Source organism: Palleronia sp. (genome assembly GCF_042089775.1).
In the GTDB taxonomy this organism is placed as follows: domain Bacteria; phylum Pseudomonadota; class Alphaproteobacteria; order Rhodobacterales; family Rhodobacteraceae; genus Palleronia.
Genome location: NZ_JBELKF010000035.1, coordinates 1 through 20444, shown reverse-complemented (window position 1 = coordinate 20444; position 20444 = coordinate 1). Strand labels below are relative to the sequence as shown.

Annotated in this window: 19 protein-coding genes and 1 pseudogene; 7 read left to right on the top strand and 13 right to left on the bottom strand. The window is 65.2% G+C overall.

Features of this window, described 5'->3' with window-relative positions:
* Positions 1-114: 114 nt before the first annotated feature.
* Positions 115-1089: a DUF808 domain-containing protein gene (locus ACFDS3_RS10460; RefSeq protein ID WP_375262301.1), complete on the top strand. Its 975-nt coding sequence runs from the start codon at positions 115-117 to the stop codon at positions 1087-1089.
* A gap of 9 nt (positions 1090-1098) precedes the next feature.
* On the opposite strand, the gene ACFDS3_RS10455 is transcribed toward ACFDS3_RS10460, so the two are convergent.
* From ACFDS3_RS10455 to ACFDS3_RS10445, 3 genes are all read right to left on the bottom strand, one after another.
* Positions 1099-3153, bottom strand: coding sequence for an NAD(+) synthase (locus ACFDS3_RS10455; RefSeq protein ID WP_375262300.1), 2055 nt, complete (start codon positions 3151-3153; stop codon positions 1099-1101).
* On the bottom strand, positions 3150-3656 hold the full coding sequence (locus tag ACFDS3_RS10450; RefSeq protein WP_375262299.1) for a CinA family protein: 507 nt from the start codon (positions 3654-3656) through the stop codon (positions 3150-3152). Before ACFDS3_RS10450 ends, ACFDS3_RS10455 begins: the two co-directional genes overlap by 4 nt.
* Before the next feature lie 196 nt (positions 3657-3852).
* On the bottom strand, positions 3853-4368 hold the full coding sequence (locus ACFDS3_RS10445; RefSeq protein WP_375262298.1) for a ferritin-like domain-containing protein: 516 nt from the start codon (positions 4366-4368) through the stop codon (positions 3853-3855).
* Positions 4369-4550: 182 nt separating this feature from the next.
* On the opposite strand from ACFDS3_RS10445, the gene ACFDS3_RS10440 reads away from it, so the two are divergent.
* The 3 genes from ACFDS3_RS10440 to ACFDS3_RS10430 all read left to right on the top strand — a co-directional run bounded on the left by ACFDS3_RS10440 (position 4551) and on the right by ACFDS3_RS10430 (position 6746).
* Entirely contained in the window at positions 4551-4916 is a 366-nt protein-coding gene (locus ACFDS3_RS10440) for a hypothetical protein (protein WP_375262297.1), read from the top strand.
* A gap of 211 nt (positions 4917-5127) precedes the next feature.
* Positions 5128-6081: a magnesium/cobalt transporter CorA gene (gene corA, locus ACFDS3_RS10435; protein WP_375262296.1), complete on the top strand. Its 954-nt coding sequence runs from the start codon at positions 5128-5130 to the stop codon at positions 6079-6081.
* Positions 6082-6350: 269 nt separating this feature from the next.
* Entirely contained in the window at positions 6351-6746 is a 396-nt protein-coding gene (locus tag ACFDS3_RS10430; RefSeq protein ID WP_375262295.1) for a septal ring lytic transglycosylase RlpA family protein, read from the top strand.
* Positions 6747-6942: 196 nt separating this feature from the next.
* Here the strand turns inward: ACFDS3_RS10430 and ACFDS3_RS10425 are convergent, their stop codons facing one another.
* The 8 genes from ACFDS3_RS10425 to ACFDS3_RS10390 form a co-directional block, all read right to left on the bottom strand.
* Positions 6943-7866, bottom strand: a complete 924-nt coding sequence (locus tag ACFDS3_RS10425; protein WP_375262294.1) for an NAD(P)/FAD-dependent oxidoreductase — start codon at positions 7864-7866, stop codon at positions 6943-6945.
* A 283-nt stretch (positions 7867-8149) separates the two neighbouring features.
* Positions 8150-9241, bottom strand: a complete 1092-nt coding sequence (gene dctP, locus ACFDS3_RS10420) for a TRAP transporter substrate-binding protein DctP (RefSeq protein ID WP_375262293.1) — start codon at positions 9239-9241, stop codon at positions 8150-8152.
* Between the two features lie 26 nt (positions 9242-9267).
* A complete protein-coding gene (locus ACFDS3_RS10415) occupies positions 9268-10587 on the bottom strand; it encodes a TRAP transporter large permease subunit (RefSeq protein ID WP_375262292.1) in 1320 nt (439 codons plus the stop codon).
* A gap of 2 nt (positions 10588-10589) precedes the next feature.
* Positions 10590-11081: a TRAP transporter small permease subunit gene (locus tag ACFDS3_RS10410; protein WP_375262291.1), complete on the bottom strand. Its 492-nt coding sequence runs from the start codon at positions 11079-11081 to the stop codon at positions 10590-10592.
* 143 nt (positions 11082-11224) lie between these two features.
* Positions 11225-12847, bottom strand: a complete 1623-nt coding sequence (locus ACFDS3_RS10405; protein ID WP_375262290.1) for a GMC family oxidoreductase — start codon at positions 12845-12847, stop codon at positions 11225-11227.
* Positions 12844-13719: a 3-hydroxyisobutyrate dehydrogenase gene (mmsB, locus tag ACFDS3_RS10400; protein WP_375262289.1), complete on the bottom strand. Its 876-nt coding sequence runs from the start codon at positions 13717-13719 to the stop codon at positions 12844-12846. The genes ACFDS3_RS10405 and mmsB overlap by 4 nt, the downstream gene beginning before the upstream one ends.
* A complete protein-coding gene (locus ACFDS3_RS10395) occupies positions 13716-14762 on the bottom strand; it encodes an enoyl-CoA hydratase/isomerase family protein (RefSeq protein WP_375262288.1) in 1047 nt (348 codons plus the stop codon). Before ACFDS3_RS10395 ends, mmsB begins: the two co-directional genes overlap by 4 nt.
* Positions 14763-14981: 219 nt before the next feature.
* Positions 14982-15620 (bottom strand): TetR/AcrR family transcriptional regulator, encoded by a 639-nt coding sequence (locus ACFDS3_RS10390; protein ID WP_375262287.1) that lies wholly within the window; start codon positions 15618-15620, stop codon positions 14982-14984.
* Positions 15621-15826: 206 nt separating this feature from the next.
* Between ACFDS3_RS10390 and ACFDS3_RS10385 the strand changes: the two genes are divergently transcribed.
* Genes ACFDS3_RS10385 through ACFDS3_RS10375 form a run of 3 tightly spaced genes read left to right on the top strand, consistent with a single transcriptional unit; the run spans position 15827 to position 18206 of the window.
* Positions 15827-16864 carry an HlyD family secretion protein gene (locus ACFDS3_RS10385; RefSeq protein WP_375262286.1) on the top strand — a complete coding sequence of 346 codons (1038 nt, stop codon included), beginning with the start codon at positions 15827-15829 and terminating at the stop codon, positions 16862-16864.
* Positions 16865-16908: 44 nt separating this feature from the next.
* The gene (locus ACFDS3_RS10380) at positions 16909-17724 is read left to right on the top strand and encodes a DHA2 family efflux MFS transporter permease subunit (RefSeq protein ID WP_375262285.1); all 816 of its coding nucleotides are present in this window, start codon (positions 16909-16911) and stop codon (positions 17722-17724) included.
* Positions 17700-18206, top strand: coding sequence for an MFS transporter (locus ACFDS3_RS10375; RefSeq protein ID WP_375262284.1), 507 nt, complete (start codon positions 17700-17702; stop codon positions 18204-18206). Before ACFDS3_RS10380 ends, ACFDS3_RS10375 begins: the two co-directional genes overlap by 25 nt.
* A gap of 349 nt (positions 18207-18555) precedes the next feature.
* Here the strand turns inward: ACFDS3_RS10375 and ACFDS3_RS10370 are convergent, their stop codons facing one another.
* Together ACFDS3_RS10370 and ACFDS3_RS10365 are read right to left on the bottom strand one after the other, a co-directional pair.
* Positions 18556-19716 (bottom strand): CaiB/BaiF CoA transferase family protein, encoded by a 1161-nt coding sequence (locus ACFDS3_RS10370; RefSeq protein WP_375262283.1) that lies wholly within the window; start codon positions 19714-19716, stop codon positions 18556-18558.
* Positions 19716-19964, bottom strand: a pseudogene (locus ACFDS3_RS10365) (acyl-CoA dehydrogenase family protein); the annotation flags it as partial. The gene ACFDS3_RS10370 and the pseudogene ACFDS3_RS10365, both read right to left, overlap by 1 nt.
* Between the last annotated feature and the right edge of the window lie 480 nt (positions 19965-20444).

Here is a 20444-nt window from a genome sequence, read left to right as displayed (position 1 = left end):
TCCAGCGTGACGACGATCTGGCAGGGCCGCCGCCGCATGCAAGCGACGGCGGCCCTGTTCGTTCACGCGACAAGAGCTACCCTTGCCGCCTTGAGCACTTCGGAGACGTAACGGATGAGCGGACTTGTAGCCCTTCTTGACGACGTGGCGGCGATCGCCAAGGTCGCGTCGGCCTCGGTGGATGACGTGATGGGTCAGGCGGTGAAGGCGTCGTCCAAGGCGGCCGGAGCCGTGATCGACGACGCGGCCGTGACACCGAAATACCTCACCGGCTTCTCGGCCGACCGCGAATTGCCGATCGTCTGGAAGATCGCGCGCGGGTCGCTGTTCAACAAGCTGATCATCCTGCTGCCGATCGCCATGCTGCTGGCGATCTTCGCACCCTGGGCGATTCCGCCCCTGCTGATGCTGGGCGGCCTCTACCTCTGCTTCGAAGGGGCCGAGAAGATCTGGCACAAGATCAACCCGGCCGATCACCACGACGAAGACCTCGTGAAAGAGAAGATGACGGCGGCCAAGCTGGAAGAGAGCAAGGTGAAGGGCGCGGTCAAGACCGACTTCATCCTGTCGGCCGAGATCATGACCATCGTGCTGAACGCCATGCCCGCGGACCGGTCGCTGGTCCTGACGGCGCTCAGCCTCGCGCTGGCCGGCGTCATCATCACCCTGGCCGTCTACGGCGTGGTCGCCCTGATCGTGAAGGCCGACGACGTGGGGCTGCACCTGGCGGCGCGCGGCGACACCGGCGCAATCCCGGCGATCGGGCGGGGCATCGTGAAGGCGATGCCCGTGGTCATGCAGATCCTCGTCTTCGTCGGCACCGCAGCGATGATCTGGGTCGGCGGGTCGATCATCTTGCACGGCCTGCACGAGCTCGGGTGGCACGCGCCGTACGAGTTCATACACGCCACCGCCGTCACGGCCGGCCATGCAGTGCCCGCCTATACGGGCGTGATCGAGTGGATCGTGACCGCGCTTCTCGACGGGATCGTGGGGCTGGTGCTTGGCTTTGCAATGATCCCGGTTGTGACCCGCGTGATCGGCCCGATCATCGCCATCATCCGTCCCGGGTCCACCGACACGGCCTGACGGCCGCCCCTAGCTCGGCAGGCTGCGCCGCAGCTCGTCGAGCCAAGGTTCCGCCGTCGCGTCCGAGGGCGCGCGCCAGTCGCCCCGGGGCGACAAAGATCCGCCGGCCGAGACCTTCGGTCCGTTCGGCAGCGCCGAGCGCTTGAACTGGCTGAAGCCAAAGAAGCGCTTCAGGAACACCTCGAGCCATTCGGCGATCTGCGCCAGCTCGTATTCACGCTTGGTCGCGTCCGGAAAGTCGATCGGCCACGAACCGGCCTGCGCGTCGCGCCATGCGTGCCACGCCAGGAAGGCCACCTTCGAAGGCGGCAGGCCGTAGCGCATCGTGTGGAACAGGAAGAAGTCATGCAACTCGTAGGGGCCGATCTGGTCCTCGGTCGATTGCAGCTCTTCCTCTTCGCCGTGCGGCACCAGCTCGGGCGAGATCTTGGTCTCCAGGATCGCCTTGAGCACGCCGTTCGTCTCGGGCTCGAATTGCTCGGTCTGGATCGCCCAGCGGACGAGGTACTGGATCAGCGTCTTTGGCACGCCCGTGTTGACGGCGTAATGGCTCATCTGGTCGCCGACGCCGTAGGTGCACCAACCCAACGCCATCTCGGACAGGTCGCCCGTGCCGATGACGAAACCGCCGTTCTGGTTCGCCAGCCGGAACAGATAGTCGGTGCGAAGGCCGGCCTGCACGTTCTCGAAGGTGACGTCATAGACCGGCTCACCCCCTGCGAAGGGGTGGTTCATGTCCTGCAGCATCTGGGTTGCAGCCGGGCGGATGTCGATCTCGGCCGCCTCGATCCCGAGCGCGCGCATCAGTTTCCACGCGTTGCTCTTGGTGCTTTCGCCCGTCGCGAAACCCGGCATCGTGTAGCCAAGGATTCGCGACCGCGGCAGGCCAAGCTTGTCGCAGACCTTGGCCGCGACGATCAGCGCGTGAGTCGAGTCGAGCCCGCCCGACACCCCGATCACCATGCGGCTGCCCGATGTCGCCTCGAACCGCCGGCGCAGGCCTTCGACCTGGATGTTGAACGCCTCGTAGCAATCCTGATCGAGGTGGCTGCGGCGGTTCGGAACGTAGGGAAAGCGGCGGATCGGCCGGATCAGGCCCGCATCCTGCCAATGCGGCTGATGCTCGAAGGCGATGCGGCGAAACTCGGGCGCGCGCGCCTCGGCCGCGTCGGCATAGGTGCCGGTGCGCATCCGCTCGTTCAGGATGCGCTGGGTGTCGATATCGGCAAGGCAGAGTTGCGGGTCGAGCGAGAAGCGCTCGGACTCGGCCATGAGGTCGCCCAGCTCGTAGATCGCCCCCTGCCCGTCCCAGGCAAGGTCGGTCGTGCTCTCGCCCGGACCGGCGGCCGAATAGGCATAGGCGGCCATGGCGCGCGACGATTGCGACCGACAAAGCATGTGCCGCTCGTCCGACTTGCCGATGGTGATGTTGGACGCGGAAAGGTTGGTCAGGATCGTCGCACCGGCCAGGGCCGCGTCGGACGACGGCGGGATTGCGGACCAGTAGTCCTCGCAGATCTCGACGTGAAAGACGAAGCCCTTGAGGTCGGACGCCTCGAACAGCAGGTCGCTGCCGAAGGGCACGTCCTGCTCGCCAAGGTGCATCGTGCGGTCCCGGACGCCGCGCCCGTGGGCGAACCAGCGCTTTTCGTAATACTCGCGGTAGTTCGGCAGGTAGGATTTCGGCACGACGCCAAGGATGCGCCCGCGAGACACCACGACGGCGCAGTTGTACAGCTTTCCATCCTGCCGCAGCGGTGCCCCGACGAGCAGCACAGGGGAAAGCTCGGAGCTGGCGGCCACGACCTCGTCCAGCGCATCCTCGACCGCATCCAGAAGCGCGCTCTGCATATGCAGGTCATCCAGCGCGTAGGACGAAAGGCAAAGCTCGGGATAGACGAGCAGGTCGACCTGCGCCTCGTGCGCGCGGCGCGCCTCGATCAGGACGGCATCGCGGTTGAAGCTGACATCGGCCGTGCGGACATGCGGCGTGCTGGCTGCGACGCGGACGAAACCGTGCCGGTGCAGCGCGTGGAAACTGTCGGGTCCGTGGCGTGCCGTCATTCCAATGCCTCCTTGAACATCTCGACGGCGACCCGAATACAGGCGAGCCGGACGCCGCTGCGGCCGATGGGACCGAAATGTTCCTCGCGATGCAACGTCTCGCGGCCACGGATGGCGCAGGCGAAATGAACGAGTCCCTCTTCGGCATCATCGCCGCCGGGTCCGGCGAAACCCGTGACTGAAAAGGCGGCGTGAGCTGCGGAGCGCGCAAGCGCCCCCTCGGCCATCGCAAGCGCGACAGGACGCGAGACGGCGCCATGTTCCTCGAGCATGTCGGCGGGGACACCCAGTACCTCGGACTTCGCCCGTCTCGTGTAGACCACATACCCCCTCTCGAACGCGTGCGAACTGCCGTCGACATCGGTGAGGACGGACGCAACCAGCCCACCAGTGCAGCTTTCGGCCGTGGCCAGCGGACGCTCCAGTTCGCAGGCGCGTTCCAGCACCTGCCGGATCTCAACCTGCAGATCGTCGGGAATATCAGTGACGAGGGTTTCGACCATGGGGTTCCGATCTTGAATGGGGTGTCTGCGGACTCAACGGCGTCCAGGGGCGGCGGTTTCGTCGACTGGATGCCAGCTGCGGTTCTTCCATCCATCCGGCCACACGAACGTGCACTGCTCGCGAGGCACTAAAAAAGCGCAGACCGGGAATAGCCCTCGGCCTGCGCCATGGCATCAGCGCGTTGGCCGTCCTGCCTCAGGTCTTGGCAGATGCATCGGTGCCTTGCAGCGCGATGAACTTCTCTGTCACCGCCGGAATATTCCGCTCGACCCATTCCGCCATGGCGTGCTCTTCGTCGAGGTTCTGCTGAAGCAGCGCGACCGCATCGTTGGCGCCGGCCGCGCGCGCCGCCGTGATGAGCGACGTGTAGGCCGCGATTTCGTAGTTCTCGAACGCGAGGTTGGCGAACGAGTTCTTCACCACCTCGTCCCCGGTCACGACATGACCCAGAGCGGCCATCGACCCGAACGCCGAGAGAAGCGTGTCCTTGGCCGCGGAATGACTCTCCTGGATGGATTCGAAGATCGATTCAAGGCGGCTGATCTGGCCCTCGGTCTCGTTCACATGTGCCTGCAGGCGTTGCGCAAGATCGGGGTAATGCTCAAGGCGATTGATCTGGGGCTGCATGATCGACAACGCCTGCTTCTCCATCGCATGCGCGTTCTTGAGGCCCACCAGGAATACGTTTCTCGCATGATCTGTGGTGTTCATCGGATGGTCCTTCCTTGACCTGAATTGCCAAGCGAACGCTTCGTGCGGTGTCCCTGTTCCGGGCATGCGGACGGCAGTCAGTCGGCGAAAACTCCGCGGCGGGCCGCGCTGCGCCGTGACGCCGGAACGGTTCGAGTAGCCGCGCATTGTCCGGAAGATGTGTGAAGCTAGGAGGCAACCACATGATCGACACGAAAACCCACGGAATCATCGACTACCTCACCGGCGCACTGCTCATCATCGCGCCGTACCTGTTTGGTTTCGCGACGGGCGGTATCGAACAGTGGCTCCCGCAGATCCTAGGGGCGATGACCATCGTCATGAGCCTACTCACCAATTACGAGTTGAGCGTGGCGAAAGTCATCCCTCTGAAAGTGCACCTCGGAGTGGACATCGCCAGCGGTGCCCTTTTGGCAGTTTCGCCGTGGCTGTTCGGCTTTGCCGACCTCATCTGGTGGCCGCATCTCTTCGTCGGTCTGATGGAGATCGTCGTGCCACTCTTCACCAAGCGTGACCACGACCACATGGCCAGCCGCACGCGCCACTGACTTAGCTTGAGCGGCCGTTCGACGCGCACGGGCGACCGCCTTCGAGGCCCCGGCTCTCGCGTCCTCGGCACCACATCTGGGGCCCTGATGCTTCGCAGGTCCTGTCGCGGGCAGGCATGCCGATCTGGTCGGTCAAAATGTTGATTCGGAAAACACACGCTACATCTCGCAGGATCGGTTCCTTCTCCGGTCTCGCCAAGGGAGTGTCATCGTGATCAGAAGCTTTTCGAACGTGGGTGGCAGGCTGAGCGGCCCGGGCGGGCAGATGGCGGACGCCGTCTGGCTCGACCTGGTGAACCCCGATCGCGAGGAAGAGAAAGAGGGCGAACGGCTCGTCGGCGTCAATATCCCGACCCGCGAAGAGATGGAGGAGATCGAGATCTCCTCGCGCCTCTACCTCGAGGATGGGGCCATATTCATGACCGCCATCCTGCCCGCCCATACCGAGGGCGACGACCCCGAGATGGCGCCCGTCAGCTTCGTGCTGACCCCCGACCGCCTCGTAACCGTGCGCTACCACGAGCCGCGCGCCTTTGTCTCGTTCCCGTCACGCGCGGAACGAACGGGCATCGACGCCCCCAACGCCGAAGGCGTTCTCGTGGCACTTCTCGAGGCGATCGTCGACAGGCTTGCGGACATCCTCGAGCGTGCCGCACGGGAAATCGACGTCATCTCGCGACAGATCTTCAGACCGAAGGATGATGTCCCGCGCGACAACCAGAAGACCCTCGAGGAGATTGGGCGCAAGGGCGATCTGACTTCGAATATCCGCGACAGCCTTCTCACGCTCGAACGTCTGGTCGGCTTCCTCAGCCACGCCACCTTGCAGCGCAAGAGCGGGAAGGAGATCCGCGAGCGGGTGAAGACGCTGTCGCGCGACATCCACTCGCTTCTCGATCACGCGGATTTCCTCTCGCAGAAGATCACGTTCCTGCTGGATGCGACGCTGGGGATGATCAACATCGAGCAGAACGGGATCATCAAGATCTTCTCGGTCGCGGCTGTCATCTTCCTGCCGCCGACCCTGATCGCCTCGATCTACGGCATGAACTTCGACTACATGCCCGAGCTCGACTGGCGCCTGGGCTACCCCTTCGCCATCGGCCTGATGATCGTTGCTGCGATCATCCCCTACGCCTTCTTCAAGCGCAAAGGCTGGCTGTAAGGCCGAATCGAGGGCTGCGCGCCAGCGGGCACCGACGAAATAGCCCGACAAGATTTGTCTGGGTAGCTGGCGATTCAAGGACCGGATGCCGAATCCGGCTGATCGAAAGCCTCACCGGCGGCTTTGCGCCGGCCCATCGGCGGGCAAGGGGCGAGACTTCGCCGGATTGGCGCCAAGGGCGGAACCCGCCCCCACCTTCCATTGCGCAGGAAACAGTAAGGCCGCACTTGGGTCCTGTCAGCAAGACACTCCCAACCGAGGACAGCCCCTTGATCAAGCTGAAGTCCATGCTCCGCCCCGCAGTCGCCGCGGCTTGCCTCCTTGCGATGGCTCCCATCGCCTCGGCTCACGACGACACCGGCACGACGCAGACACTTCAGGGGATGGCGTCGTGGTACGGGCCGGGCTTCCAGGGGCGCCCCACAGCGAACGGAGAGGCCTTCGACATGAACGACCTCACCGCGGCCCATCGAAGCCTGCCCTTCGGCACGCGGGTCCGGGTGACGAACGAAGCGACCGACGAGTCGGTGGTGGTCCGGATCAACGACCGCGGTCCTTACGCCCACAACCGCGTGATCGATCTGTCGAAAGAGGCAGCCGAAGATATCGGCATCGTGGCGAACGGCGTCGGCCGCGTGACGATCGAGGTGCTCGCGAGCGCCTGAGGAAATATCTGGCGGGGCTAATTCGCTGCCCCTCCGGCTTCGGCGGACATCACCCCGCTCGCTCCACCATGACGCCCCAGCGTGCTCTGCCTTCGCCAGTGTCCACAAGCTCGCCGTGGGCTGGCTGGCGCCAACGAGAAGCAAGCGGGCACCGGCGCCCTGCCCCAGCTTCTAGGACAGTCGAGCGTCGGAGAGGCTACCGAGGCCAGTCAGTCCCCAGGCGAAGATCATTGTGGATCGTCGTGGCGGCAATCGCCGCCTGACCCATCGCGACGCTGATCTGGGCCAGTCCCCGGACGACGTCTCCAGCCGCATAGAGCCCCGGAACGCTGCTCCGCTGGTGGTCGTCGGTTTTCAGGGCGCCATCTTCATCATGATCGGCCCCAAGTTCCTGCGCCAGACCCGAGCGGACCCGGCGCCCGAGGGCCGAGTAGATCGTGTCGAAGTGGTAGGTCTTCCCGCTTTTGGTGCGCCACGCCTCGATCTGGTCGCCCGAGACCATGAGATGCTCCATAGGCTCGTCGATCACCTGAACGCCGGCCGCCTTCATCGCATCACGCTCTTCCCTGCCCACTTCCAGGTCCCGCCCGAGCGTCAGAAGCGTCAGGTCCGACGTATAGGCCCGCAGCAGCATCACCTCTTGCAGCGAGCATTTTCCGTATCCGACGATCCCGACTTTCTGATCAATTGCCTCATAGGCATCGCAGATGGGGCAGTGACGAATCAAGCCGCGCTGGATGGCGTTGTAGAGGTTCGGCAGTTCCGGCTCGTTATCCTCGACGCCTGTTGCGATAAGCACGGCCTTCGCCCGAAGCGTTTTGCCACCGACTTCTGCCACAAAGCCCGGACCGCTCTGCTTGTGCAGGGCCTCGACCTCGCCGGCGACGATCTCGGTTCCGTATTTCTCGGCCTGCGCCCGCATCCGGCGAAGAAGCTCGGGGCCGGCGATGCCCTCGGGAAAGCCCGCATGGTTGTGCGATGTCGGAATCCATGAGGCGCGGCTTCCCCCCGCATCCACGACGAGGAACTTGCGCCGGAAACGCGCAAGGTAGATCGCCGCCGTCAGGCCACCCGGGCCGGCGCCGATGACAAGGCTGTCGAGTTCCTCGGATGGGGACATGTAGAAGCACCATGAGCGTTAGGTTTCACGGCCTGCACAGACGGAGGACCGCCAATCAAGACGCTCGCCTGTCAATGCATACTCAAGAAACCGGGTGGCCGTGCATTGCCTCTCGCAACGAGCCAGCCCCCGCCCGGTTCCAGATCCTGGTTCGCCCTCAGGTTAATGCGACATCCCCCGGCGGAAAACGTCTGCAGAGGCCTCAGTGACCGCGCCCGAACCGGAGGCGCATCCGCGAAAAGGGCCGCCCGGAGGCGGCCCTTCGCTACGATTCTGGCTCAGATCAGCCGTCGACGCAGGCTTGCAGATCTTCGACCGAGGGGCCGTCGGGCGTACGGCCCAGGTTGTAGGGGGCCGACGCCTCGCGCCACTGGGCGTAGTTCTCGAGGTACTGGACCATCGACAGGTAGACCGCACCGGCCGAGGGGCTCTCGCACGAGACTTCGACGATCACCTCGTTGGCAATGGTCTGGACCTCGTCCAGGGCCTCGTCGGTGTAGCGCTCGATCGTCACGGCCTCTTCCCAGTCGGAATAGGCTTCGGTCGCGCGCTTTTCGGTGAAGGCCAGCGACCACAGCATCGTGGCGTCCGCGGCGATGCGCAGCTTCTCCTGCGTCTCTTCGGACAGGGCGTCCCACGCCTGCTTGTTGATCATCACGCCGAAGACCGAGGCCGACTGGTGCCAGCCCGGCGTCGACCAGTGCGACGTGACCTGCTGGAAGCCGGCCGACCAGTCCACGTTCGGCGTCGAGAACTCGCCGCCGTCGATCACGCCCCGCTCGAGCGCCTGGTAAACCTCGCCGCCGGCCATCGAAACCTGGCTGCCGCCAAGGCGTTCAAGGATGCGGCCCTGCTCGTTGCCGGAGACGCGCAGGCGCATGCCCTGCAGATCCTCGAGCGTGGTCATCGACTTGTTGGTGTGGAAGCCAGACTCGTTGTTGGTGACGCCGTAGGGCAGGTAGACCATGCCGTATTCGCCATAGGTCTGGTCATAGAACTCCTGCCCGCCCCATTCCTGGATCCAGTTCACGTAATCCACCGCATTGAAGAGCGCGGGCGTCGTGGCAAGCGGCGTGAAGGCGGCATCGCGGCCGGCCCAGTAGCCGGGCCAATCGGCACCGGCCTGCACGGTTCCCGACTGCACCGCACCAAAGACTTCGCCCGCGGGGACGAGCGAGCCGCCCTCGTAGAAGTCGATGGTCAGTTCGTCCCCGGCGAGCTTGTTCACGAGGTCGACGAAATGCCGATCGAACTCGATCAGCTCGAGCGACGAGGGCCACGTGGAGGTCATGGTCCAGGTTTCCTGCGCCTCCGCCGCGGCCCCGAGGCCGGTCGCCAGCGCCGCAGTGGCGGCGAGCGTCTTGAAAGCAGTCATTGTTTCTCTCTCCCTGTGTTGATGGCTTAGTAGAGCACCGATGGCAGCCAGGTGACGAGCTCCGGCACAACCGCCACCGCGATGCACATCAGAAGGATCAGCGCGATGAACGGCATCACGCCGACGATGATGTCGGTCGTCTTGACCTCCTTCGGGGCGATGGCGCGCAGGTAGAACAGCGCGTAGCCGAAGGGCGGCGTCAGGAACGACGTCTGCAGGACCACGGACATCAGGACGACGAACCACAGAAGGTTCACGCCCTCCATCTCCTGCACGATCGGCAGGAATATCGGGAAGCTGAGCAGCACGATCCCCGTCCAGTCGAGGAACGCGCCGAGAATGAAGACGATGATCATCATCACTGTCAGCAGCATCCACGGCTCCATATCGAGCGTGCGGATCACGTCCTGCGTGGCGCGCAGGCCGCCGGTGATGTTGAACACGCCGGTGAACGCGGTGGCGCCGACGACGATGAACAGGATCATCGCACTGGTCTTTCCCGTCTCGCGCAGCGCGTCGTAAAACGACGGCAGCGTGAAGCGGCCGCGGGCGATGACGATCACCAGCGCCAGCGCCGCGCCTATGGCCGACGCCTCGGTCGCCGTGGCGATCCCCGCCAAAAGCGAACCGAGAATGCCGAAGATCAGCAGGAGCGGCGGCACCGCCTCCTTCATGAGCATGAGGTACAGCTCGCCGCGCGGCGGCATGTCCTCGGGCTGGACCGACGGGGCCATGTCAGGCCGGATGATGGCGAGGATCGCGACCCACACCGCGTAGAGCAGGCCCAGGATCACGCCGGGGATCATCGCACCGGCAAAGAGTTCGCCCACCGACAGGGGCGAATAGGATGCCATGAGGATCAGCATGATCGAGGGCGGAATCAGGATGCCAAGGCACCCGCTCGCCGCGATGACGCCTGTCGTCAGCGACGGTGCATAGCCGTATTGCAGCATCGGGCGCAGCGCCATGACGCCCATGACGGTGATCGATGCGCCGATGATCCCCGTCGTCGCCGCCAGCAGGATCGAGATGAAAACCACGGCCAGTGCCAGACCGCCCCGGACGTTCGACATCAGAAGCCTGAGCGAATCGAACATTCTGTCCGTCACGCCCGAGTTGGATAGAAACTGCGCCATCAGCACGAAAAGCGGGATGGCAATCAGCGTGTAGTTGTCCAGCACGTCACCGAAGATGCGGTTGATGACGATGCCGAGGACCATCGGCTTGCCGGCGATGAAAGCACCCAGCACGGCGGTGCCGCCGAGGACGAAAGCCAGCGGGTGGCCCATCATCAGGCCGAGCACCAGAAGGCCGAACATCACGAGGGCGATGAATTCCGCACCCATGGTCAGACCTCCTGCCGGTGGCCGAGGAGGATCTTCAGAACCTCGCTTATGCCCTGGATCAGCAGAAGCCCCGCCGCCACGAAAAGGGCGGCTTTCAGCGGGTAGACCGGCAGTGCGACGGCGCCGTATGTCGTCTCGCCCTGCGCCCACGAAGTTGCCGCGAAATCATACGACCGCGTCAGGAAGATCCACGCAAAGGGAAAGAAGAAGATGAGGTAGCCTGCAACCTCGACCACGCGGGTCGGCCCGGGCGAGAACCTCTCGATCAGCAGGTCCACGCGAACATGCGACCCGTGCCGCAGGGCGTAGCCGCCCAGCAGGATGAAGTAGAAGCCATAGATTTGCTTTGACAGGTCGAAGGCCCAGCGTGTCGGCGCGTTGAGCGCGTAGCGCATGACCACGTCGTAGATGATGATGGCGGCGAAGATCACGGCAAGGACAACAACGATCCTGCCCACGACCTCGTTGATCGCGTCGATGGCGCGTATGATCACGCGGTATTCCTCCCTGCGCCGGACCTATGCATCCCGTCGGCGTTGGGCAGGAGCGTGGCACGCCGCAACCGGGCGTGCAACATTGCTTGTGGCGGAAAATCTGCTGCGTAGCGGCAGGTGGGCGGGGTGGAACCAGAAGCCGGCTACCGTCCCGCGAGGATAAGGTCCGCGGCCTTTTCCGCGATCATCGTGACGGGGGCATGTGTGTTTCCCGACACGATGGTCGGCATGATCGAGGCGTCCGCGACCCTCAACCCGCTAAGCCCGTGCACCCGCAGGTCCGCGCACACGACGGCCATCTCGTCCTGTCCCATCCGCGCGGTGCCGACGGGGTGGAAGATCGTGGTGCCGACCCTTCCCGCGGCCTCGACCAGGTCGGAGTCGCATTCGATGCTCGGGCCGGGCAGCACTTCTTTCGGGCGGTAGGCCTGCATGATCCTTGTGTGCATCAGCCGCCGTGCCGTTCGGATGCTTTCGACCGCGACGATCCGGTCCCCTTCGGTGGACAGATAGCGCGGCCGGATCTCGGGCGCACCGGCCGCGTCGCCCGTGCGCAGATGGACGCTGCCCCGGCTTTCGGGGCGCAGGTTGCAGACCGAAACCGTCATGCCGGGATAGCTGTGCAGCGGCGAGCCGAAGCTGTCGAGCGACAGCGGCTGGACGTGGAATTCGATGTTCGCACTCTCCTCTCGCCCGGACGAGCGGCAGAAGATCCCCAGTTGGCTCGGCGCCATCGACATCGGCCCCGAGCGGCGGAGCAGGTATTCGAGCCCGATCGCCGCCTTCCCGAAAAGCGTCGCGACCCGGTCATTCAGCGTCTTGGCTCCGGTGATCCTCCACACGGTCCTGAGCTGAAGGTGATCCTGCAGGTTCTCGCCGACGCCGCGAAGCGCATGACGCGTCTCGATCCCGTGCGGGGACAAAAGGTCCGGGTTGCCGATGCCCGACAGCTCGAGGATCTGCGGCGTCCCGATGGCCCCGGCCGACAGCACCACCTCGCGACCTGCCCGTGCCCGTCGGCGTTCGCCGCCCGCGCTGTAGTCCACGCCGGTCACGCGCCTGCCGTCGAGCACGACCCGCTCGACCTGCGCGCCAGTCTCGATCCGCAGGTTCGGCCGCTTGCGCGCGGGGTCCAGGAAGGCCTTCCGCGCGTTCCAGCGCAGCCCGCGCCGCTGGGTCACCGGGAAGTAGCCGGCGCCCTCGTTGTCGCCGTCGTTGAAATCGTCGGTGCGGGCAATTCCCATCTCTTCGGCCGCATCGATCACGTGATCGAGGATCGGCCAGTTCAGCCGCTGCTCTTCGACCCGCAGTTCCCCGCCCTTGCCGTGAAACGCGTCAGCCCCGCCCCAGTGGTGTTCGGACTTGCGGAAGTAGGGCAGGATGTCGTCCCAGCCCCAGCCGGCATTGCCCATCTGCCGCCACTGGTCGTAGTCCCGCGCTTGGCCGCGCATGTAGATCATGCCGTTGATCGACGAGCACCCGCCCAGGAGCTTGCCGCGCGGATAGTTCAGCGCTCGCCCGCCCAGGCCTTCCTCGGCCTCGGTACGAAAGCACCAGTCCATCGACGGGTTGCCCATGGCGTAAAGGTAGCCCATCGGCACGTGGACCCAGAACCGGTTGTCGCTGCCGCCGGCCTCGAGCAGCAGAACCCGGGTCTTGGGATCGGCGCTCAGCCGGTTCGCCAGCACGCAGCCGGCCGAGCCTGCGCCGACGACGATGTAGTCGTAGTCCCCCGCCGGGACGCGCTTCGCCACGTCGTCGCTCAAGCCCCGCGGCCCCTCGTCTCGAAGCGCGGCAGCATCGCGGTAAAGTCGCGCCCCTTGCCGTCCTCCTGCTCGACGAAGCGGGCGTAAAGCTCCATCGCCGCCCGGCCCAGCGGCGTGTCGGCGTCGGCCTGCTCGGCCGCCTGCTGGGCAAGGCGCAGATCCTTCAGCATCAGGTCGGCGGCAAAGCCGGGCGCGTAACCGTTGTCGGCCGGGCTCTGCGGCCCGACGCCGGGGGCGGGGCAGTATGAGGTGAGCGACCACGACTGCCCGGACGAGGTCGAGGCGACGTCGAACAGCGCTTCGCGCGACAGGCCCAGCTTGTCGGCCAGCGCGAACGCCTCGCAGGTGACGATCATCGTGGCCCCGAGGATCATGTTGTTGCAGATCTTGGCCGCCTGTCCGCTCCCCGCAGGGCCGCAATGCACCGCCTTCTGCCCCATCACGTCGAAGAGCGGCTTTGCCATCGCGAATGCCGCGTCGCTGCCGCCCACCATGAAGGTCAGCGTGCCGCCCTGCGCGCCGCCCACGCCGCCCGAAACCGGGGCGTCGAGCGCACCAAGCCCCGCACCCTCGGCCATTTCGCCCACCGCACGGGCAGAGGCCACGTCGACAGTCGAACAATCGAGCAGCACCGCGCTCTGCGCCATCGTGGGGACGATCTTTTCGGCTACCTTCCGCAGGATGTCGCCGTTGGGCAGCATCGTGATGACCACCTCGGCCCCTCGCGCGGCCTCTGCGGCCGATTGTGCTGGCCTGACGCCCTCTGCCACGGTGCCTGCCACGTCGAAGCCAGTCACCTCGTGCCCCGCGGCGGCGAGATTGGCCGCCATCGGCCCGCCCATGTTCCCCAGACCGATGAAACCGATCTTCATTTTGCCTCCTCCCTCAGGTTCAGCGCGTCGCGCCCCAACGGCGCGAGCATCATCGACACCTCGGCATCCGGAACGTCGTCCGTTGCGTTGCGCCACCTCGGCTGCCTGTCCTTGTCGATGATGGCAGCGCGAACCCCTTCGAGGAAGTCCCCGTGCTCCACAATGCGATGGCTGACGCGGTACTCGAGTTCGAGCGCATCACGAATGCTGTGCGACGGCCCGCGGAGGCGGCGGACCATCTCGAGCGTCAGGGCCATGGACAGCGGCGCGTTACGGGCCAGCGCAGTGCGGGCCCCCTCTGCAAAGTCCGGACCGTCTTCGTCGAGCGTGCGCCGGATGTCCGCCAGACTTCCGCCGCCGAAGAGCATGTCGATCTGCGCCTGCCGTTCTGCCAGCGGGCTGTCCGGCGCGGGCTGCGCGGCCTTGGCCACGGCGTCGGCTTTGCCAGTCTCGGCCAGTGCCGCTTTCAGCGTGGGCCACTCTGCCTCGGGCACGAAGAAATCGGCGAACCCCGCATACAGCGCATCGCCCGGCTCCATCCGCGCGGAGGTCAGGCCCAGATACTCGCCGAGCCGCCCCGGCGCTTGGGCGAGGCGAAAGCTGCCGCCCACATCCGGCACGAAACCGATGGAGCATTCGGGCATGGCGATTCGCGCGCTTTCGCCGACGATCCGGTGCGAGCAGTGGCCGCCCAGCCCGACGCCGCCGCCCATGACGAAGCCATGCAGGAAGCTGATGACAGGCTTGGAATACTCGGCGAGCTTGGCATTCATCCGGTATTCGTCGCGCCAGAAGCGGCGGCCATAGTCGTAGTCGCCCTTGATCCCCGCGCGATATACCTGCGCAATGTCGCCGCCAGCGCAGAAGGCCTTTTCCCCCTCGGCGTCGAGGATCACCAGGGCGACCTCGGAATCCTGCGCCCAAGCGTCCAGCGCACGCTCGATCCCCAGGCACATCTCGTAGGTCAGCGCGTTGAGCGCCTTTGGCCGGGACAGCGTGATGCGGCCGGCGCGCCCTTCCTTGCGGATACGAACATCTGACATGGCTGGCTTTCTGTCCTTGCTAGGATGGCGCGGGAGTAGATGTAGTCAGACCATGTTCTGCGCCGGGCGTGAAGCCTGGGGCCGCGGTGGCGTGGGCGCCGGACAGACCGCCGCCTGCGGACAGTTCAGGATGTGAAGCCAAACCTTCGAAAGCAGACGGCAGAATCCGCGCCCACCTTTGGAAAGGTAGCCGCCGTAGCCTTCAAGCGACGCCGTCCATCAAGCACTGTACCTGCTCAGGAACATCGCCACCGCCGCTTGGGCCGTGGCCTCGATCGCACCGCGTTCCGGAGGTTCGGTCATTCTCCCGAACAGCCGCTGGCGCCATAAGCCGGCCGTCGCCAGTTCCACCAGCTGATAGGCGGCCAATCCCGTGTCGAGGATCACCAGCCGCCCTGTCGCCACCTCGCGGTCCAGTGTCTGCGCCAACAGGCGCTGCGACCGTTGCGCTCCGCCTTCGTAGAACTGCGCGCCGAGTTCCGGCATCCGTTCGGCCATTCCGATCATGGCCCGCTGAGCGCGGATGACAGGGTCGGAACACAGCATCTCTGCGACGCGCGTGGCGAAACCGGTGAGGCGGACCTCGAGCGGGGCGTCGCCCTCAAGCTGCCTCTCGACACCCGCAAACAGGCGATCCCGCTCGTACTCGACCAGCGTCCCGAACAGGGTCTCCTTGGTGTCGAAATACACGTAGAGCGTACTCTTGGACACCCCGGCCGCACGGCAGATGTCGTTGACCCCGGCCCCGTCGAATCCCTTTTCAAGAAAGACTTGGGCCGCGCCGTCCAGGATGGCCGCACGCTTTGCGGGGTCCGTTCCGGCGGCGTGGCGGCGGTGGCGTGTGTCAATCCTATCCATTCAGAACATGTAATCGAACCGATCGGTTCGATAAATTCTTGATTGCTGCTCCAGACCTGCATAGCTCGGCTATCGCACCGATCGGTTCGATTGCTTCCTGAAGAATCCACGATTGCCCGCCATGAGCGCACCTTGACCACCCCGGCCGAAGGGACTCCGGTCGACGCGCGCGCCCGTTCAAACGCCGGCGGAGCCCGAAGCGGATCATGCTCGCCATCGTCGCCCTCGCCGCGGCGGCTGGCATCGCGCAGTTCGGACATCAGTGGTGGACCCACGGGCGCTTCATGGTGAATACCGACGATGCCTATGTGACCGCAGACATCACGCTGATCTCGAGCCGGGTGCAAGGCTACGTGGACAGCGTGGAGGTGGAAGAGAACCAGCAGGTTACAGCCGGTGACGTGCTGATCCGGCTGGAGGACGGCGACTTTAGGATCGCGCGTGACGTCGCACGCAGCCGCGCTTCCACCGCATCCGACACGCTGGAACGCATCGACGCCCAGATCGCAGCAGCGCGCGCCGGCATCGCCCAGGCCGAGGCGATGCGCGACGTGGCCGAGGCGCAACTGCGCACCGCGCGCACCAATGCCGAGCAGTTCACCAGCCTGAACCGGGTCTCCGTCGCATCGCAGGCCCAGCTCGACAGAGCGACCGAAGCGCTCGACACCGCCCTTGCCTCGCATGCCAACGCCGAGGCCGCCATCGCCGCTGCCGAGGCGCAGGTGTCTGTCCTTCAGGCCCAGCGGGCCGAGGCCGAGGGAACGCGGCGCGAACTGCAACTTGCCGTCGACCAGGTAGAGCGCGACCTGAAACTGACCGTCCTGCGCGCGCCGGCGGACGGCAGAATCGCGAACGTAACGCTGGAAAAGGGCGATCTCGTCGCCGCGGGCGCGCGGCTTGCCGCCCTTGTGCCGACCGACACGCTCTACATCGAGGCGAACTTCAAGGAAACGCAGCTTTCCGGCATCCACGAGAGCGCCGACGTGCACATCACCTTCGATGCGCTGCCGGACGTGGAATGCGAAGGCCGCGTCGCTTCGCTTGCCCCCGCCACCGGGTCCGTCTTCTCTCTCCTGCCGGCGGACAATGCGACGGGCAACTTCACAAAGGTCGTCCAGCGCGTACCCGTGAGGATCGCAATCCCCGACGAGGCGCTCGATACCGGTCGCCTGCGCGCCGGGCTCTCTGCCGTGGTCGAAGTCGACAGCCGCACCGTTTACGGCACGGTTCTCGCGGCGCGATGACATGGGCACGCCCGACCTGACCCCCCGCCGGAATCGCGGCCTTCATGGTCATGGTCGTCGGCATGTTCATGGCAATCCTGGACATCCAGATCGTCTCTGCCTCCCTGCCCGACATCCAGGCGGCCCTCGGCGCCAGCCCCGACGAAATCAGCTGGGTCCAGACCTCGTACCTGATCGCCGAAGTCATCATGATCCCGCTGTCCGGCTTTCTCGGCCGGGTGATGTCGACCCGCATCCTCTTTTCGATTGCGGCGGCAGGCTTCACGGCCGCGAGCTTCATGTGCGCCACCTCCAGCACGATGTCAGAGATGATCCTCTGGCGGGCTGTCCAAGGCTTCCTGGGCGGCGGCATGATTCCATCGGTTTTCGCCGCAGCTTTCACGATCTTTCCGCCTGCCAGGCGCAATGTCGTCTCGCCCATCATCGGCCTGATCGCAACGCTGGCGCCGACGATCGGCGCGACCGTCGGCGGTTATCTCAGTCACACGTTTTCGTGGCACTGGCTGTTCCTCGTCAACGTCCTTCCGGGCATTGCTGTGACGATCGGTGCCTGGACGCTGATCGATTTCGACCGACCCAACTGGAAGCTCTTCGACCGCTTCGACTGGTGGGGGCTCGCTGCGCTGTCGGCGTTCCTTGGTAGCCTGGAATACGTGCTCGAGGAAGGGCCGGCGAACGACTGGCTGGACGACCACGCCGTCGCCATCCTGACCGCCGTGATGGTCGTGGGCGGCATCGTCACCTTCTGGCGCGCCACGACGCAGGAAGAACCCATCGTCGACTTGTCCGCCTTCGGGAACACGAACTTCGCAGTGGGATTATCTTCAGCTTCACGATGGGGATCGGCCTTTACGGTCTAATCTATCTCTACCCGCTCTACCTGGCGTCGATCCGCGGCTACGACAGCCTGATGATCGGCGAAACTGTCTTCGTCTCGGGCCTTGCCATGTTTGCCAGCGCATCGATTGCCGGCATCCTGTCGTCCAAGCTCGACCTCCGCGTGATGCTGCTGATCGGCTTTCTGGGCTTCGCGACCTCGACCTGGATGTTGACGGGGCTGACGGCAGAATGGGACTTCCAGGAGCTGCTGGTCCCGCAAGTGCTGCGCGGACTGTCGCTGATGCTGTGCATGGTCCCGATCAACAACCTGGCCCTTGGCACGCTGTCTCCGGAGAAGATGAAGGGCGCGTCCGGCCTCTACAACCTGATGCGAAACCTTGGGGGCGCGGTGGGCCTTGCCGTGATCAACACGATCCTGTCCGACCGCAGCGCGCTGCACTACGCACGCCTGCCGAGGCGATTTCCTAGACCAATGCGGAGGCGTTGCGGCAGCTCGACCTGATGGGGCAGAGCCTGTCGTCACGTGGCCTTGACGGTGCGACGGCCGCGTGTTGGCGCAGATGGCGATGCGCCTGCGCGGACAGGCGACGGTCATGTCCTTCATCGACGTGTTCCTGCTCATCACGCTGCTTTTTGGTGGTTTGGCGATGGCTGCGTTGCTGATGCGGGCTCCGCCGAGCGGTCAGGCGGCGGCCTCAGGACACTAGGCATCCCGAGGGTGCCCGGTTTAGCGCACGTCGGCGCTGGCGAACTTATGGAACGTGCGGAGGCCGGGGAGAATCCCGCCGGTCACAGGAACCCTCGCAATCTCACAGATCGCGATGCGGGCCGTCGCCGGTGCTGGCGGCTCGCTACTCGTCGGCTCGTCGAGTGACAAATCCCCAGTCCCCCTGGCCCAAGGCCGGAGCTGCCCGGTCAAGCGAAAGGTCGCTGCGCGAGAACCGGATGGGCGTCCGCAAGCCGGGTACGCCGTCGGGCGCGACGACCATCCCGCGTGCCGACACCTGCGGGTCCGACAGAGCTTCAGCGACATCATTGATCGGACCGCACGGCACGCCGACGGCTCCGAGCCCGTCGATCAGCGCGTCGCGATCGCGGGCGCTGGTGGCCGTCTCGATTAGCGCAGCCAACGTCTCGCGGTGGACGACGCGGTTCCCGTTGGACGAAAAGCGGGGATCCTCGGCGACATCATCGAGATTTAGCGCACGGCAGAGCGCGGCGAACTGTCGATCATTGCCGCAGGCGACGATCAGGTGCCCGTCGCGCGCCGTAAAGACCTGATAGGGAACGATGTTCGGGTGTGCGTTCCCCAGCCGCTTCGGGACGACGCCGCCGATAAGGAAGTTCGCCGCCTGGTTCGCCAGGACCGCCACGCCCGTGTCCAGAAGCGACAGGTCCACATGCTGCCCCTGCCCTGAGCGCTCCCGCTCGGCCAGCGCCGCCTGGATTCCGATCACGCCGTAGAGGCCAGTGAACACGTCGATCCACGCGACCCCGACCTTCTGCGGCTGGCCGTCGGGTTCACCGGTCAGGTCCATGATCCCGCACAGTCCCTGGATCATGAAATCGTAGCCGGGCTGCGCGGCCCGCGGCCCGGCCTGTCCGAACCCCGTCACAGAGGCGTAGACGAGGCGCGGATTCGTTGCAGCGAGGCTCTCGTAATCCAGCCCCCACTTCTTCAACCCGCCGACCTTGAAGTTCTCGACCAGCACGTCGGTGCCCGCGATCAGCTCCTTGAGCCGTACCAGATCCTGGGGATCGCCGAAGTCGCAGGTAACCGAGCGCTTGCCGCGGTTGGCGGCCTGGAAATAGGCCGCGACCGTCTCGGTCCCGCCATGACCGTCGGAGCGCTCGACAAAAGGCGGACCCCAGCGGCGCGTATCGTCACCTTCGGGCGCCTCAACCTTGATGACCTCGGCCCCCAGATCGGCCAGCGTCTGCCCGATCCACGGCCCCGCGAGGATCCGCGCCAGTTCGACGACACGCAGTCCGGCAAGCGGAGGGGCGGCCATCAGAAGAATCCCTGCCAGCGGGCGAGCGCGCGACCGAATATCTGTGCGCGGGTGCCGTGTGTGCCCTCGCAGGTGTTCACGGTCTTGAGATTCTCAGCGTGCCGCATGACGTGGTACTCATCTAGATGCCGTTGCCGCCATGGATATCCCGCGCTTCGCGCGCGATGTCCAATGCATGACCGCAATTATTGCCCTCAGAGATCATCTCAATTGCGATCGGCCTCATCCATCGGCCGACCGATCCGCAGGCAAAGCATAGTTTATGCTGGTTCGCTATCGGACAGCATTCTCTGAAACAACGAATTCGCTGCACCCGTCGGCCCAGGCCGCATCCTTGCGCCAGAGCCGGAAGCACCCTGGCCATGCAGTCGCTCCCCACGCGGTGCCATAGGGCGATGTGTCACCTCTCGACGAAAAGGCTGCGTGGGGTCAACCGGCGACGCGCAATCGAGGGCAAGAGCCGCAGTCGCGGGGCGTTTCAAATCTCGGCTGCGCGGCCAAGCGCTCTGGGATTGTCGGTGCAGTCTCTAACGCCACGGGAGCAGCGCAAGATTTTCTCAACCCGTATTCCTGAATCAGCTTCAAGCCAACATCCACCTTCCAGACAAGCTGATCAGAGAGGGAACGAAGGCGGCGTCGTTTGCCTTCGATCCCTTGCTCAGAAACCGGACCGGTCACCCTGCGTAGCGCTGAAAATCGGCGTCGGAGATGTCGTCGGCGGCAAGATC

Coding starts and splice junctions, on each gene's coding strand:
- ACFDS3_RS10460 (WP_375262301.1), top strand. CDS start 115: ATGAGCGGACTTGTAGCCCTTCTTGACGACGTGGCGGCGATCGCCAAG.
- ACFDS3_RS10455 (WP_375262300.1), bottom strand. CDS start 3,153: ATGACGGCACGCCACGGACCCGACAGTTTCCACGCGCTGCACCGGCAC.
- ACFDS3_RS10450 (WP_375262299.1), bottom strand. CDS start 3,656: ATGGTCGAAACCCTCGTCACTGATATTCCCGACGATCTGCAGGTTGAG.
- ACFDS3_RS10445 (WP_375262298.1), bottom strand. CDS start 4,368: ATGAACACCACAGATCATGCGAGAAACGTATTCCTGGTGGGCCTCAAG.
- ACFDS3_RS10440 (WP_375262297.1), top strand. CDS start 4,551: ATGATCGACACGAAAACCCACGGAATCATCGACTACCTCACCGGCGCA.
- ACFDS3_RS10425 (WP_375262294.1), bottom strand. CDS start 7,866: ATGTCCCCATCCGAGGAACTCGACAGCCTTGTCATCGGCGCCGGCCCG.
- dctP (WP_375262293.1), bottom strand. CDS start 9,241: ATGACTGCTTTCAAGACGCTCGCCGCCACTGCGGCGCTGGCGACCGGC.
- ACFDS3_RS10415 (WP_375262292.1), bottom strand. CDS start 10,587: ATGGGTGCGGAATTCATCGCCCTCGTGATGTTCGGCCTTCTGGTGCTC.
- mmsB (WP_375262289.1), bottom strand. CDS start 13,719: ATGAAGATCGGTTTCATCGGTCTGGGGAACATGGGCGGGCCGATGGCG.
- ACFDS3_RS10395 (WP_375262288.1), bottom strand. CDS start 14,762: ATGTCAGATGTTCGTATCCGCAAGGAAGGGCGCGCCGGCCGCATCACG.
- ACFDS3_RS10390 (WP_375262287.1), bottom strand. CDS start 15,620: ATGGATAGGATTGACACACGCCACCGCCGCCACGCCGCCGGAACGGAC.
- ACFDS3_RS10385 (WP_375262286.1), top strand. CDS start 15,827: ATGCTCGCCATCGTCGCCCTCGCCGCGGCGGCTGGCATCGCGCAGTTC.
- ACFDS3_RS10380 (WP_375262285.1), top strand. CDS start 16,909: ATGGTCATGGTCGTCGGCATGTTCATGGCAATCCTGGACATCCAGATC.
- ACFDS3_RS10375 (WP_375262284.1), top strand. CDS start 17,700: ATGGGGATCGGCCTTTACGGTCTAATCTATCTCTACCCGCTCTACCTG.
- ACFDS3_RS10370 (WP_375262283.1), bottom strand. CDS start 19,716: ATGGCCGCCCCTCCGCTTGCCGGACTGCGTGTCGTCGAACTGGCGCGG.